This window comes from Filimonas effusa, from assembly GCF_004118675.1.
Classification (GTDB): domain Bacteria; phylum Bacteroidota; class Bacteroidia; order Chitinophagales; family Chitinophagaceae; genus Filimonas; species Filimonas effusa.
The window spans coordinates 102,442-118,808 of record NZ_SDHZ01000002.1 but is presented as its reverse complement, the minus strand read 5'-3'; the positions used below and the strand labels follow the sequence as shown (position 1 = coordinate 118,808).

The 16,367-nt window shown below is 47.9% G+C and carries 9 protein-coding genes; 5 read left to right on the top strand and 4 right to left on the bottom strand.

Annotation, left to right across the window (positions count from 1 at the left end; all coding sequences use genetic code 11):
• Positions 1–4: 4 nt before the first annotated feature.
• Both recG and ESB13_RS11860 read right to left on the bottom strand, forming a co-directional pair.
• On the bottom strand, positions 5–2,170 hold the full coding sequence (recG, locus tag ESB13_RS11865; protein ID WP_246022520.1) for an ATP-dependent DNA helicase RecG: 2,166 nt from the start codon (positions 2,168–2,170) through the stop codon (positions 5–7).
• 524 nt (positions 2,171–2,694) lie between these two features.
• Complete coding sequence (locus tag ESB13_RS11860) at positions 2,695–3,201, bottom strand: YdeI/OmpD-associated family protein (protein ID WP_129003537.1); 507 nt, start codon at positions 3,199–3,201, stop codon at positions 2,695–2,697.
• Between the two features lie 197 nt (positions 3,202–3,398).
• On the opposite strand from ESB13_RS11860, the gene ESB13_RS11855 reads away from it, so the two are divergent.
• From ESB13_RS11855 to ESB13_RS11845, 4 genes are all read left to right on the top strand, one after another.
• Positions 3,399–3,848, top strand: coding sequence for a DUF6934 family protein (locus ESB13_RS11855; protein ID WP_129003535.1), 450 nt, complete (start codon positions 3,399–3,401; stop codon positions 3,846–3,848).
• 30 nt (positions 3,849–3,878) lie between these two features.
• Positions 3,879–4,037 (top strand): hypothetical protein, encoded by a 159-nt coding sequence (locus tag ESB13_RS23790; protein ID WP_164974187.1) that lies wholly within the window; start codon positions 3,879–3,881, stop codon positions 4,035–4,037.
• Between the two features lie 185 nt (positions 4,038–4,222).
• Positions 4,223–5,218, top strand: coding sequence for a tryptophan--tRNA ligase (trpS, locus tag ESB13_RS11850; protein ID WP_129003533.1), 996 nt, complete (start codon positions 4,223–4,225; stop codon positions 5,216–5,218).
• Positions 5,219–5,243: 25 nt separating this feature from the next.
• Entirely contained in the window at positions 5,244–5,879 is a 636-nt protein-coding gene (locus ESB13_RS11845) for a deoxynucleoside kinase (protein ID WP_129003531.1), read from the top strand.
• A gap of 133 nt (positions 5,880–6,012) precedes the next feature.
• On the opposite strand, the gene ESB13_RS11840 is transcribed toward ESB13_RS11845, so the two are convergent.
• Together ESB13_RS11840 and ESB13_RS11835 are read right to left on the bottom strand one after the other, a co-directional pair.
• Positions 6,013–6,630: a response regulator gene (locus ESB13_RS11840; RefSeq protein ID WP_129003528.1), complete on the bottom strand. Its 618-nt coding sequence runs from the start codon at positions 6,628–6,630 to the stop codon at positions 6,013–6,015.
• Positions 6,630–8,621 carry a tetratricopeptide repeat-containing sensor histidine kinase gene (locus tag ESB13_RS11835; protein WP_129003526.1) on the bottom strand — a complete coding sequence of 664 codons (1,992 nt, stop codon included), beginning with the start codon at positions 8,619–8,621 and terminating at the stop codon, positions 6,630–6,632. Before ESB13_RS11835 ends, ESB13_RS11840 begins: the two co-directional genes overlap by 1 nt.
• 267 nt (positions 8,622–8,888) lie before the next feature.
• On the opposite strand from ESB13_RS11835, the gene ESB13_RS11830 reads away from it, so the two are divergent.
• The gene (locus tag ESB13_RS11830; RefSeq protein ID WP_129003524.1) at positions 8,889–16,328 is read left to right on the top strand and encodes a T9SS type B sorting domain-containing protein; all 7,440 of its coding nucleotides are present in this window, start codon (positions 8,889–8,891) and stop codon (positions 16,326–16,328) included.
• Positions 16,329–16,367: the final 39 nt, after the last annotated feature.

Genomic DNA, 16,367 nt, shown 5'->3' with positions numbered 1-16,367 from the left:
GTTGTTAGGAAATCTTGCTCCACGCAGTTTTTCCCTTCCGGGCAAGAAGATAGTTCTTTAGCGGCAAATTATCTGCCGAACTCAGGTCCGGATCATTGTCGAGGAGCTGCCCGGCAAATATTTTGGCCGACTCCAGGATCTGTTTATCATTTACGAGGCTGGCAAGCTTAAAGTTTAGCATCCCGCTTTGTTTCGTCCCCTCAATGTCACCGGGTCCCCTAAGCTCCAGGTCCTTCTCCGCTATTTTAAACCCATCATTCGTTGCGCACATAATCTTGATCCTTTCCCGGGCATCATTGCTTACTTTAGACCCTGTTAAAAGTATGCAAAAGCTTTTTTCAGCTCCCCGCCCAACGCGTCCTCTCAACTGGTGGAGCTGCGATAACCCAAACTTCTCCGTACTTTCTATCACCATTACCGAAGCATTCGGCACATTTACACCTACTTCAATAACGGTAGTACTAACCATAATATGGGTATCACCCGTTACAAAACGTTGCATGTTAACGTCTTTTTGTTCAGCGGGCTGCCGCCCGTGAACCATGCTTATCCGGTATTTGGGTTCCGGGAAAAAGCTTTTTACCTGCTCATAACCCTGCATCAGATCTTCATAGCTTAACTTCTCACTCTCCTCTATCAGCGGATAAATAATATAAGCCTGTCGCCCCTTGGCGATCTCTGCGCGTATAAAATCCATAACGCCCGCCCGCTGCATCTCGTTACGATGCACTGTGGTAATGGGCTGACGCCCCGGCGGCAGTTCATCCATCACGCTGTAATCAAGATCGCCATAAGCCGTCATCGCCAGCGTTCGCGGAATAGGAGTGGCCGTCATCACCAGCACATGCGGGGGAATGGGCGCCTTTTTCCATAGCCGCGCTCTTTGCGCCACGCCAAAGCGATGCTGCTCATCTACAATGGCCAGTCCAAGGTTCGCAAACTGAACCGCATCCTCTATCACCGCATGCGTACCTACCACCATATGCAAACTGCCTTCGGCCAGCGCCGCCAGCACTTTCCGCCGCTCTGCCGCTTTGGTGCTGCCTGTGAGCAGCTTTATCTCCACGGGCATATCCTTCAGTAAAGAAGACAAGCCTGCATAATGCTGTTGCGCCAGGATCTCCGTAGGCGCCATCAGGCAGCTCTGGAAACCATTGTCTGCCGCCATCAGCATGCTCAATAAGGCTACGATCGTTTTCCCGCTGCCTACATCGCCCTGTAACAAACGGTTCATCTGCCGTCCCCTGGCCGTATCATTCCTGATCTCTTTCAACACCCTTTTCTGGGCGCCGGTAAGCTCAAAAGGCAGCGCAGTATTATAGAATGTATTGAACAGTTCACCCACCTTCTCAAACTTCACCCCACGGCTGAAACGATGTCTTTCCATACGCACCAGCGCCAGGCTCACCTGCGCCACAAAAAGCTCTTCAAACTTCAGGCGCCGCACCGCCGCATCATAATCCTGCTGCGACCGTGGAAAATGAACATTGCAAAACGATTGAAACCGCGAAGGCAGCTTTAACTTCTCCAGCATCGATGCCGGCAGGTTCTCCGGCAGCTCTCTTTCCGACAGCAAAGGCAGCAACGCACTGGTAAATTTCCCAATCTGCCTGCCAGTAATGCCCCTTGCCTTCAACTTTTCGGTAGTAGGATAAATTGGCTCGAGGAATGCCTTGCCATCGGCCTTTACACCCGCTAATAACTCCAGCTCGGGATGGGTGATCTGTGGCCGCCCGTTAAAGAAACCTGTTTTCCCGTACACCAGGTAGTCCTGTCCCGGCTGCAGGCTTTTCTGCACCCAGTTGATCCCCTGGAACCACGTAAGTTCCAGCGTACCGCTTTTATCTTTGAGATAGGCGACAAGCCTTTTTCCGCGTTTCTCTCCCAGCACTCCGATATCCACCAGCTTGCCCGCTACCTGCACATATTCGGTCTGTGGCGAGATCTCGCCAATAAGATTCACCTTGGTTTTGTCGATATGACGGAAAGGAAAATGTTCCAGCAGGTCCCGGAAAGTAAAAATATTAAGTTCCTTTTTGAGCATATCTGCCCGCAAAGGCCCAACGCCCTTCAGGTACTCAATAGAAGAATCTAAAACACTCGCTGGTATGTAGGTACTGGTATCGATAAAGCAAATATCGGGAAATAGAAAATAGATGGCAGAAGCCAATAGGGCAGACCGCAGATAGAGGAAGGTAGATAAAGGAAAATAAACGGTAACAAAAATTGCTAAGATATTTGGAGCACATTTTCCGGTTTGCTAAAAAAACGAACTTTTCTTAGGATGCTTTAAAGAAGCTTTTAGGAAGCTTTAAGGATGCTTTAGCGCATCCTTGCCAAAACCGTCTCTTTTTTTAGCAAAAAGCCGCCGGGGCAAACCTGTTTGGGAAGAATGATAACTTGAAAGGAATCGTAAATTGTGGTGGATTTAAACAAAGCGCCTGGTTGTAATCTCTCCCCCGCGCACCTCGCTGCTCAAAAGAACGCTTTATATAGCCGTTCACAAGCCACTTTAAAGCCGCCCAGGAACACCTCAGAGGTGCCTTGGAATCTCAGAGCCGCCTTGGGAATCTCAGAGCCGTCCTGGAACACCTCAGAGGTGCCTTGGAATCGCTGTTCTCCCGGATCATGCTCCATTCAATTCCACCCTCATCTATTACTTGTGCTCACAAGAACTGCTATCCGGCACCTGTTCTATTGCTGCCTTGCGTTTCTTATCATCGCTCCATAATCCATCCCTTTCCGCATGGCCTCTACCGTCATAGCGATCCGCTTTGTACGGGTGGCATCGGTTTTCGCTTCATCGATCCACTTTATGAAGTAGTTCCGGTGGGAGGGAGCCATTTTTTCAAAATGCTGCAATGCCCCGGGTTCATCTGCCAGGCAGGCCGTCAGGTCTTCCGGGGTAACAATTTTAAAGGTTTTATCCTCCGTCATTTGTACCAGCAGCTTACTGCCCTTGTTCTTTCCTATTTCGCGCCTGATCTCCGCTTTCAGGGGTAATATAAAATTGCCATCTCCCATGGGCAGCAGCGTCAATCCCGAAAAAGCGTAATTGTCAAGCTTGCCCTTCACCCTGAACGACTTTTTATTCCCAGGTTTCAGCTCCTGCGCCAGTTCTTCCGGGATGGCAATATAGGTCCACCCGCTTTTCTCCCCCTTCTGTTCGAATTTTTCAATAACCGCCGTGAACCGCACCATAAACAATAGCTTTTGATAACTAAAAATAAGAAATGCAGCGTGTTTAAATACAGCTATCCGGCTTGAAAACAGCCTGATTAAATCACAAAAGCAGGCCTTATGCTACAGTCCGCTATCCAAAGTTTCGTATCTGTCGGAAAAGCTCCCGAAGGCCTGGGAAATAAAACCTTAAATTAACATCGTGTAAATGGTATGAGATGCTGCTTGATAGTTATGCCTTTGTAAAAGACACCCGGAAATCCTATTACGAATTCTACAGCGAAGGCCCGCGTGGCCGGATCAAAAAGGCTGTAGTTTACATACGTTTACGAGGTATAAAAACTGAAGCTTATAATCTTTCTTTCGGCGATTGGGACGATGCTGCACAAACAATTAATGATAAAGCCGTAACAAACAATGCAGATCGCGATAAGATATTGGTAACAGTAGCCTTTACAGTGCTGGATTTTATTGAAACGAATCCGGAAGCCTTTGTTTTTCTGCAGGGAAGTACAGAAAGCCGCACCAGGTTATATCAGATGAATATTTGGCGGTTTTGGAAAGAGATCAACGTATGGTTTATTGTACGTGGGTTTATTAGCGATCGATGGGAAAACTTGCAGAGGGGAACCAATTATTCGTCGTTTTTGCTCGAGGTTAGAAAATAGTCTAAATTTGATAAAGATAAAAACGCTTTTATGGTAGCTAATGGAAAGAAAATGGAAAAGAGGAGTCTCGCAGTTGCCAGAGTAAAAATGCGTGATTATGCAAATGACCCCTTTGTTGTCAGAAAAACCCAGCAGGCCACTGAGTTTATAAAAAAACATGGTTTGCCGGAACGTTCCATCAAGAGATGATAAACTTTTATTATAACAGAGTTGGCTTACCCGGCTTTTTTCTGGCACCTGGCTCGCCTAAAGCTAATAGAACTGCTTCTTTTCCTATATCGCCTCCTCCGTTTCACCTATGAGCGCCTGCCTAAAAAATCTCTTTCTGCCATCCGCCGTCCATCATCTGCCATCTATTCTTATCTTCGCGCCCTATGAAGGAAGTAGTATTAAGCGGTATTCGCCCGACCGGTTTCTTACACCTGGGCAACTATTTTGGCGCTATGCGCAACTACGTGCGCATGCAGGATGAGTATAACTGTTATTTCTTTGTGGCCGATTGGCATAGCCTTACCACTCACCCCGATACAAAAGAGCTTAAGAACAGCGTGCTGCGTGTAGTAGCTGAAAATATTGCGTGCGGACTTGATCCCGAAAAGGTAGCCCTGTACGTACAAAGCGATGTGAAAGAGATCGCAGAACTCTATCTCTATCTTAATATGATGGCTTATGTTGGCGAACTGGAGAAAACGCCGACTTTTAAAGATAAGGTCCGCCAGAACCCCGATAACGTAAACGCAGGTTTATTGACCTATCCCGTTCTTATGGCAGCCGATATCCTTGTGCACAGGGCCGTAAAAGTGCCCGTGGGAAAAGACCAGGAGCAACATGTGGAACTGGCCAGGAAATTTGCCGAAAGATTCAATTATCGTTACGGCGACCTGTTCCCCGCTCCCCAGGCCTTCAACTATGGCACACAGCTCGTAAAGATCATGAGCCTCGACGGCAACGGCAAAATGAGCAAAAGCGAAAACCAGATGGCTACCCTCTACCTCGCCGATGAAGACGATGCCATCCGTAAAAAGATCATGAAAGCAAAAACCGATAGCGGCCCAACCGAACCCAATTCTCAAAAGCCGGATTATATCGAAAACCTGTTCACCCTCATGAACCTCGTAAGTACGCCCGATGTCGTGCAACACTACGAAACTGCCTTCAACGGCTGCGCCATCCGCTATGGCGATCTTAAAAAACAACTCGCAGAAGATATGGTGAACTTTATGTCGCCTATCAGGCAAAAAGCAGCCGACCTCCAGGCCAACAAAGAATTGCTCGCCAAAATCATGAAAGCAGGTGCCGAAAAAGCAAGGGCAAGCGCCAGCGAAACTTTGAAACTGGTACGCCAGGCAACAGGAGTGAACTATTTTTAACTATCCGCACGTACTTATAAAAACAATGGCAAAGACCAAAAAACCAAAACATGTGGCCGTAGCCGGCAATATTGGCGCCGGTAAAACCACATTGACCGAACTCCTGAGTAAACACTACCGCTGGATCCCCCAGTTCGAAGACGTAGACCATAACCCTTACCTCATGGACTTCTACGAGGATATGCCACGCTGGAGCTTTAACCTCCAGATCTATTTCCTCAACAGCCGCCTCAACCAGTTGCTCGAAATTCACAGAGGAACCGAAACCGTTATCCAGGATAGAACCATCTACGAAGATGCCAACATCTTTGCGCCCAACCTCCACGAAATGGGATTGATGAGCAAAAGAGACTTCGATAATTACTACGAATTCTTCCAGACCCTCAAGTCTATGGTGCAACCACCAGACCTCATGATCTACCTCAAAGCATCGGTACCTACGCTGGTAGGACAAATACAAAAACGCGGCAGGGAATATGAAGAAAATATCCGCCTCGATTATCTTAAAAAACTGAATGAACTCTACAACCGCTGGATCGATAACTATAAAGAAGGTCCTGTACTTGTCATTGATGTAGACAAAAATAAATTTGTAGAACGCGAAGAAGACTTTGGTGAGATCATCAGCAAAGTAGATGGCATGTTGTTTGGCCTCTTCTGATCTTCGTCTTGCTCCTATATAGCTTCTTAAAACCGTTCCGGCATCAGGCATCAAAAGCATTGATCAACCGGAACGGTTTTCTTATATCGGAGTAGCTTTGCAGCCTCTTGTATCAGCCAGGAACAGCGGCATCTTATATCAGCTTCTTCTCCAGCGCAACCTTTACCAGCAATGCCGTATTCTTCACACCTAGTTTCTGTAATAACCGTGTGCGATGGTTTTCTACAGTGCGCAAACTAAGAAACAACTCATTGGCGATTGCCTGGTTGGTATACCCCTCCGCTACAAAACGAAGGATCTCTCTTTCACGGCGCGTGATAATATTACTTGGCGTTTGAAGCATCAGGTTCAGCAACTGTTTCTTCAGATCTTCATAAATGAATTGCTCTCCGCGATATACCGTCTTGATGGCTTCAATCAATACACGGGGCTCGGTATCCTTTAGTAAATATCCAAGACAACCCTGTTGTATCATATCCCTTGCCTGTTCGGGAGAATCAATATTGGTAAGGGCTATGATCCGTATCGCAGGATAACGTTGAGTGATGATGCCCGCCAGCTCTACGCCGTTTTGCCCGGGCATTTGTATATCCAGCAATAATACATCAGGCTGCTCATTGCGTAAGCCGGCAAGCAGGCTCTCCCCTCCATTGTAAATACCGGTAAGGCTAAGCCCCGGATCTTCTTCAAGTATCCGTCCCACTCCATAACGAATGATGGCCTGGTCATCAGTGATTGCTACGTTGATCATTAGTTTTGGTTTTCTGCCTGGATCTCGAATTCCAGGTAAATACTGGTGCCGTTATCGGGACTGCTTTCAATATCTATACTACCACCGGCAGTGCGAACCCGTTCATATATGTTAGCGAGGCCAATACCTTCCGAAGCTTGTTTCACATTTTCGGGCATTCCTACACCATCATCTTCTATCGTAATAGAAATACCCGTTTCCGTAAATTCCATTTGAATAATAGCCTTGCTGGCGTGTGCATGCTTTAAAATATTATGCACTAATTCCTGTACAACCCGGTATATAGCCAGCTCAAAAATAATGTTGAATCGCCTTTCTGTACCATAACACTGAAAAAAAAGTTCGGTAGCATGATTGTGACCTACTTTATAACAGAACGATTTTACTGCCTGCACAAGCCCTTTTGTCTCTAATACATCGGGTAACATATTGTGCGCGGTTTTGCGCAATTCAATAGCAGCCTCTTCCAATATCTTAATGCCTTCACTAAAGTCGGGAACCAGCACTGGCGGCAGTTTGTGCGTTGCCAGCTCCAGTGTTATCCTCGCCGCAGCAAGCATGCCGCCCACACCATCATGCAGCTCCTGCGCCAGTCGTTTCCGCTCTTTCTCCTCACCCGAGATCGTAGCGTTCAACCGCGTGATCTCCATTTCTTTTTGTATACTGTTTATTTTTTCGGCCTGTAATTTTTGCTTATGCCGGCTGCTTCTTTGCCATAAAACAAAAATGATGGCAAGCCCGCCCGCCAATATCGATATAATGCCTATCCAGAAATTCTTACGCCGCACGTTATTACCCGCTTCCGTGATTGTAAGTTGTTGTAAGGCAAGTTCCTTATCCTTCTGCGCTATCCGGTAACGCATCTCCAGCCGGTTGATCATATCCAGCTTGTCTTTCTGATTCAGGCTATCCTGTTGCCGGATATGTATTTTGTTCTCCTCCAGCGCTTTGTCGTACATGCCCAGGTGCTCATACGATTCTGCCAGCATGCGGTGCGCCTCCATCATATCAAAGCGGAGCAGCTTACCCTTGCCTGTGGAATAAGAAAGATATTGCTGTAACATGGGAATCGTTTGTGCATACTTGCCCTGCTGAAACATAGCAACGGCTTTCATGAAATCAGCTTCATTCAGGTAATAGGATAACGATACCTCGTAGTCGCTGTTCTGCCTCAGGGCTATTACCTGGTTGGTATAAACCAGTGCTTTCTCCGGCTGATGCTCGAGCAGGTAGGTATCCGCAATATTCAGCAAGGTGGATATGCGGCGCGCCATATTCATTCCCGGTGCTTTCTTTAAATAAAGAAGAAAATAATAGCGTGAAGAATCATATTGCCGGATGGCATGAAAATAAAGTCCCTGCAGGAAAAAAGTGTTTAGCCGCGCCGCACTGGTTTCTGGCTGGTTCGCAGCAGCCTTCAATGCCTGGTTCACATACTGCCCTGCTGTATACCGTATCGATGCCGTATCATAATTCATATGCAGCCAGAACACCGTAAGCTTAATGTAAAGATTGGTGGCAAACGCAGGACTCACCTGGGGTAGCCGATCCAGATCATCGTTCAGGAGGTAATAGAAATAGGCTGAGGAATCCTGCCTGCCTTTTTCATCGTAAGCCTCAGCCAGTAAAAGATAAAGAGGAGCCTTTACCTTGATATCGTTGAGCCGTTTTTCGTCATACACACGCAATGCCTCTGTGCCATAACGAATAGCGATACCTATGTCGTTGCCGAAGAACCAGGTGCCTGTTTTGGTTAGCGCCATAACAACACCCTTGTAAAAATGAGCTTCCCAGCTCTTCTTTAACGCTTCGGCGTATAATGCATAACCCTCCGGTGGATTCGCATGTGAAACCGAATCCGCTGTCGCCAGCATCCGCAGTATCCCGGCTGTATCGGTACTGGCTGCCCTTTCCTGGGCATAAACAGGCGCAGCACATAACTGCACTGAAAGCCAGAACAATAGCAGGTACACAAATCGGCAGACCGGCATAATGGATATTTGAGGTGAGAAATGTAGTAAGATATTAAACAGTAGTTTCTCAAAGTTAACTGATTTGAGTGTTTCTACTCAAAGAAATAACATGAAGATCAACGACTATTGGATTATAAATTTTATCCGTATAGGGGTTTCTACTCAGTGGATTTTGCGTGTTTGTGCCTATAACTTTTGAAATACAGTAAGACTATTTTTACACGAAGGGCAGGAGCTGTTCCCAGGAATTATTTCGCCCGCTACCACGTTCAAATACTAACTGCAATGATGAAGCAAAAAATCAACCAATTTTTTTGTGTATCCTTTATTTTATTACTGGTAACCACGGTCCTCCCATTCCGGCAACTCAAAGCACAAACCGACTTTACAGTTGGCTCCGGAACTACCGGCAATACCGCTACCAGCTTCCCTTCCCCTTTACCAGGCAACAAAGAAGGAAGCCGCTCGCAGTATCTTTTCCTTGCATCCGAATTGCAGGCCGCAGGTCTTACACGCGGCTACATCACCGGATTGAAGGTGAATGTGCTGGCGCTTAACAACTGCGGCATATTACAACAGTATTCGATTAAAATGGGCGCCACGGCAAAAGCTACTCTTGGTACAGCCTGGGAGCCTACTCCGGCCCAGTTCTATACCAACGCTGCACTATCACCCGTTGCCGGAATCAATACTTTTACTTTTAGCGATAAATTTTTCTGGAATGGTACCAGCAATATCCTTATCGAAATTTGCGTGAACGGCGGCAGCCGGTTTCTGCAGCTTGAAACTTTTAACCCAACAGTGGCCTGGACTACCGGGCTTCCCTTTAACGCTTCCCACACCTACGGCGCCAACGATATCACCAGCTTCTGTACCACTACAACTACCACAGAGCTGGGTACCGCAACTACACGCCCCAACCTTACTTTTACCTGGCAGGTAGCGCCTCCTGATTGTAGCGGAGCCCCGTCGGCAGGTACGGCCAATTCCACTAAAACCATCGCCTGCCCCGAAGAACCGTTCTTCCTGTCACGCACAGGTACAGAAGCTATGGGACTGGCTTATCAATGGCAGTCGTCCGCCGACGGTAATACCTGGCAGAACATCGCCGGCGCTGCCAAAGACACGCTCACTACTTCGCTTATAAGCAATACGTACTATCGCCTGATGGTAACCTGTGTTGCCAGCAACCAGTCTGCACCCTCATCCAGCGTACTGGTGTCTAAAACGCCCGGCGTATCAGGAACCTTTACCATCGATAATAGTCTCACTACACCCGGAGCCGGGCAGTTTAAAACGTTTACAGACGCTTATAACTATATCAAATGCGGCATCGGCGGCCCCGTTGTGTTTAACGTGGTGAATACAGGCACGCCATACAACGAACAACTGGTGATGAATAAGGTTTATGGTACATCCACCACCAATACCATCACCTTTAACGGTAACGGCGCAACCATCAACTATCTCAGCTCCAATACCAATGAAAGAGCGGTGATCAAAATGAACGGTACCTCGCACGTCATCTTCAATAATCTTCGCATAACCGCACTCGGCACCACTTCTTCCCAATATGGCTACGGCGTCCATCTAATGAACAATGCCGACTCCAATACCGTGAAGAATTGTATCATCGACGTCAACAGCGCCACTACCAGTTCCTTCTATAACGGTATCGTCATCAGCGGCGGCTCAGGCCCAACTGCCTATGGCTCCTATTGCGATGGCAACGTGCTGGAATCGAACAGCATCAATGGCGGCGTATATGGCATCTCTATCGTCGGTGGCACGCCCGGTTACGAAGACTATCCCGTATCAAACAATAAGATCATCAATAATACCATTAAGAACTTCTACACCTATGGTATCTACCTGACCAATACCGCGCTTACCACTATCGACGGTAACGACCTCAGCCGCCCCGATCGTACCGCTACGCCTTCAGCAGTATACGGTATCTACCTCTCCCAGGCCAATATGGCTTCGGCAATTACCAGGAACCGTATCCATGCTTTCTTCGATGGTCACCTCGAAAATGCAGCTATCGTATTTTATGGCATCGGCCACTCCAATGCCGATTCCGAAGCAGGTTTCGAACACCTGGTCGCCAATAACATCATCTACGATATCAAAGGCCTCGGAACCATCTATGCGCTTTATAACATGGGGTCCAATATGGTGAACTACTACCATAATACCATTTCGCTCGACGATCGCGCTTCAACAGCCCTCACACCCGCATATGGCTTCTATACTTCTTCCAACGTAGGTTCGGTGAATGTCATCGATAACATCTTCTTTATTACACGCGGTGGGGCAGGACTCAAGTATGCCGTTTATTTCGCCGATAACGACTATTCATTATTCACCCTGAACTATAACAACTTCTTCTTCGATGCCAACCCTACCGTATTATACGGTTATAGCAAAGGTGTAGAGTACGCTACACTGGCCGATTGGCGTACAGGTACAGGCTTCGATGCTGCTTCTCTTATGGTTGATCCCGCTTTCAAGGATGCTGCCTCCGGTAACTTTACACCAACATCGGCAGCATTCGACGGTAAAGGCAAAGCGCTCGCAGAAGTGACGGTCGACTACTATAAAACAGCCCGTAATACTACTACACCCGATATCGGCGCCGTAGAGTTTTCTTTACCCAGCTGTAACACTTCTTTCCTGCCGGGGCAAAGCTTTGCCAACGTAGGTACTACCGCATGCGTAAGCAAAGAGGTGCTGCTGAATCTTAAAAATAACGACGTTGGCCTGGGTATGACCTACCAATGGCAATCGGCAACTGATCTTTCCGGAACCTGGACGAATATCTCCGATCCGCTGGTAGCGCCGCCGCTTCGTTTTACAACAACAAATAATACTTTGTACTATAGGGCGGCAGTATCATGTAACGGCGGTACACCGGCCTATTCCGATCCCGTAAAAATTACGATAGGAGGGCTCTTCCCCGGCGGTACTTATACCATCGATAAAACGCAGCCCACCGATCCCGCCGGCACCCGCAACTTCAGCTCTTTCGCCGATGTGGAGAAAGCTATCTCCTGTGGTATTACAAGCGCGGTGGTGTTTAACGTTAAAGCCGGTACCTATAGCGAACAGGTGCGTTTTGCAGCTATCCCCAATAGCTCCGAAACAAACTCCATCACCTTCCGCAGCGAAACAGGTAATGCAGCCGATGCCATCGTAACTTTCAATGCGCAGTCTGTTCCCCTGAACTATACATTGCGCCTCGATAGCGCAAGCCACTTCCGTTTCCTGAATATGACCATCGCCTCCGAAAATGCGACCTACGGAAGAACCTTCGATATCCTGAACCTGGCTTCAGATATCAGGATCGAAGGTTGTATCATTAAAGCAGCATTGCCTTCAGCTACAGCGTATGCTACTTACGGCGCCGATCAAACAACTGTTGCAGGTATCCATGCCGCTACAGGTTTTAAAGGCAATGCGCTTGTTATCAAAAACAATAAATTCCAGCGTGGCGCCAAAGGCATCTACATAGTAGGAACCGCCAGCCGCCCATCCGAAAAAGATTCTATCGTTAACAACAGCTTCGATAGTTGTTATCACCACACTATCTACGTTCAGCATACCAAAGGCATTAAAATTCAGAACAATACCGTACCCGTGAAAACTGCTTACAAGGCGGCGAGCTTTAACCAGGGCGTATATGCTATCTACACGAACAACTGCGACGGCGATTTTGAGCTCTCCGGCAATAACATCAGCCTGCAGGATAATACCGGCTATATCTACGGTATCTATATGACGGGTAACGATGGTACTGCCACTGCAAGAGGTAAGATCCGGAATAACACCGTGATGGCGCGCAACGGGTTAACTTCACTGGTGACGGGTCTCTATAACGAATCTGCAACCTATCTCGATATCATCAACAACGAGATCAGCGTTCACTCAACGATAGCAGGAACAAGTAACAGCGTTTATGCAACAGGTATCTATACCGGCAACGCAGCCTTTACCAATTACTATAACAACTCTATCTTAAATACTTCTCCTGCTGCAGGTATTTATAACACGGCATTCTGGGTAAATCACCAGTATGCCAACTCCGGTTCCTTCACCAATGTGTTCAATAACATCTTTGCCAACACCGGCGGTGGGCCGGCTGTGTTCTATAACTATACGGCAGAACATATCAACTCCGATTACAACCTGCTTTATACGTCCGGTGCGTTGCTCGTGAAACAAGGTCCTACCAATGGTGCGTTCGAAAAGAACTTCGCCAACCTGCCCGCATGGCAGGCGCAATATGGTACCGAAATGAATTCTATCGTGTACCAGCCGGCTTACACCAGCAATACCGATCTGCGTCCCGCAGCAGCGAACGATGGCTCATGGGCTTTACAGGGCCGTGGTATGCAGCTGGAAGGTAACGCCTCCGATAAACTTGGTAACACACGTTCCGTAACATTAACAGGTGGTGTGCCAGATCTTGGTGCTTACGAATTCTTCCCTTCAGTAGCGCCGCCTGCGCTTACAGCCATACCGGCAGCGCCGGCAGCAGGTACACGCCAGGTGTTTATGATGGGTACCGATACCGTTACCGCTATTACATGGGGCGCCAGCGTGCCTGCTGCTATTACCCTGAAACGATATTCAGGCGTGCTGCCCGCAGGATTGGCCGCCTCAGAAAAATCACTCTACTATTACGTAGACGCAGCAACAACAGGCGCCGGTTCTTATAACTATTCCGTTGAACAGTTCTTTATCGATCCCTGGCTTTATACTTTACCCATCAAGTCTCAGATTAAACTGGGACGCACCAATGCTGCCGCTGTATGGACAGCCGGCGTTAACAGCATCATCGATTCACTGGGTAATAAGATCTCGGAAGCAGACCTCGCTTTTGCAGGTAAGTTTACCGGTATGACCGATGGAAAAGAACCCGTTCGCCCTGTAGTAACAACTCCGTCCGACAGCAGCACCAGGGGTACCAGGTTCTGGGCGCCATATGGCCTCACCAGAGACCAGTACCAGGGTAACGGGCAGAACTTCAGGTTTATACTGGCAGCAGATGAAACAACACAGGTAACTGTTTCCGTAAACGGAACCAATTATAAAAAATCATATACAGTTCCCGCAGGTAAGATCCTGACCACCGACGCCATTCCTAAATCAGGCGCTTACGATGCACGTCTGCGCGGCGAAGGATTGTTCAGCAGGGGGGTGCTCATAGAAAGCGATAAGCCCATTGCAGCTACGGCGTTCATGGAATTGGAAGCAAATTATTCCCTGCTCATGCCGGCAGGTACTTATGGAAAAGCTTATACCACACTCGGTGCACGCCAGTTCAGCGGTTATGGCAATATGACGATGGGCAAAGCCTGGGTGAATGTAGTGGCCGACCGCGACAGCACTATCGTGGAAATAACCCCTTCGAATAATACCGAAGGCGGACGCCAGGCAGGGGTACCGTTCCGTGTAACATTACAACGTGGCCAGGTTTACCAGCTAATTGGCGCTTATATCCGCAGCTATACACAAGCCGAAACAGGAGGCACTTATAACGAACTCACCTATGCATCCTACGAACTCACAGGAACGAAAATAGTTTCTGTGCCAAACGAAAGCGGTAACTGCCAGCCAATAGCAGTGTTCTCAGGCAGCTCCGGTACAGGCATCCGTTGCGAACCAATTTTACATGGTGCCGATCAGTCGCTCTATCAGCAGGCTTATCCTTCACAGGCATGGGGCACCCGCTACCTTACCACGCCGTTGGCATCGAAGAACAGCCAGAACGAGTTTCTCTTCAATATCTTCCGTGTAATGGTAAAAGATCCGGCTACCGTCGTAAAACGTAATGGCGTTGTCATGACAGGCATCAAAGGCAATTATTACGAATTCTCCACCCGCGAGCCCCAGTACATCGAAGCCGATAAACCAGTAATGGTAGGGCAGTTTACGACCTATTTTACTGCCTGTGGCAACGATGAATATAGCAACCCGGGTTCTAATGAAGGCATGCACTACCTTACCCCGTTAGGATATGGTGTGAAAGACATTCTCTCCTACGTGCGAAAATCATCCAGTACCTACGAAACCATTATAAACTATGTTACTGCCGTAGTACCCGAAGCTGCATTTGCTTCGCTTAAAATAGAAGGAGTACATAGTTTTGATACCAGCTATACGCACCCGCAGCTTGCCGGTTATAAAGTGGCTATGAAGCGGTACAACAATGTAGATTCTGTTATTCGTATTACCTGCGATCAACCCTTTACGGCATTGGTTCATGCGCCACACAACGTTCAGGGCTTTGTTTACAATGCTGGCTTCCAGGTGCCGCCGGTAGACTTCACCAATGAATCTTATCGCAACACTTACAGCCAGTTGCCCGAAGCCAATACCTATACCTGTGTCAATGCACCGTTTAAACCCAAAGTCTACCTGCCTGTAATGGCAAGTTCACTTACCTGGAAACTCAGTGCAGCAACAGGTATAACACCGTCGGGTGATGTTGTCGTCAATACCCCGGTACCGGTAGATACAATTGTATCAGACAATCGTATCTTCTATGGCTACCTGCTGGCAAACGAGATCCGCTTTACACAAGCAGGAAACTTTATCATCCCTGTACAGGCTGTATATAGCGAAGATGCTGCTACCTGCAGCAAATTGGTGGAAGGCAGCATTACAATCAATGTAATAGCAGCGCCTGTTGTTGATTATACTACCAACTACACGGGTTGTATCAACTTCACAGGCAACTTTGAAGGAAACGGTACAGCAGGTAACGGAGCCGTATTGAACAGGTGGAGCTGGAACTTCGGCGACAATACCACCGCTTCCGATAAAACCACTTCTAAGAAATGGAATACAGCAGGCAACTATACGGTAACGCTTACAGCTATAGCCAACGACGGTTGTATAGGCAATGTAGGTAAACAGTTTACTGTAAAAGAACTGCCCGTGCTCGAAGTGGTGAACAACAACATCGGCACATGCCCCGGCAGCGCCGTTACATTCCAGATCAAAAACCCTGCTTCCGATGTGGTTTATACCTGGTACGACAGGGTAACAGGCGGCACGCTGCTGGCTACCGGTACTTCGTACACAGTCACCAACCCAACAGCCGCAACGCAATACTATGCAAGTGCCAACCGTGGTGGGTGCGATATCGCAGCAAGGGTGCCCGCAGGTTTATATATCATACCTAACGTAGCAGCGCCCGCAGTAACTGTTGATACCGCAGGTGTACGCATGGTAAGGTTTAAATGGAATGCAGTGGCCAACGCAACAGGTTACCAGGTATCTGCCGATAACGGCGCCACCTGGACTACCCCAAGCTCCGGAGCCAATGGCACAACTCATACCATCAGCGGGTTGCAACCTTCGCAAACAGTGACATTGCTGGTAAGAGGCCTTGGAGGATGTGAGTTGCTTACTTCTCCGGTTGCCACAGCCACAACCTATACCGATAACATCTTCATCCCAAACAGCTTCACGCCAAACGGCGATGCAGTGAACGATGTCTTCCGCATCTATGGTAACGAGATAAGGTCATTACGACTGATGATCTTTAACCAGTGGGGACAAAAGGTGTTTGAAACAAGCAACAAAGAAGAAGGATGGGATGGAAGAAAGAATGGCGCTCTCCAGCCGTCGGGTGTCTACATCTATGTATGCCAGATGACCATGCTCAGCGGCGAAGAGATGACGAAGAAAGGAAGTATAAACCTGGTGCGATAAAAAATACAATAGCATACTGCCGGCAAATCACTTGCCGGC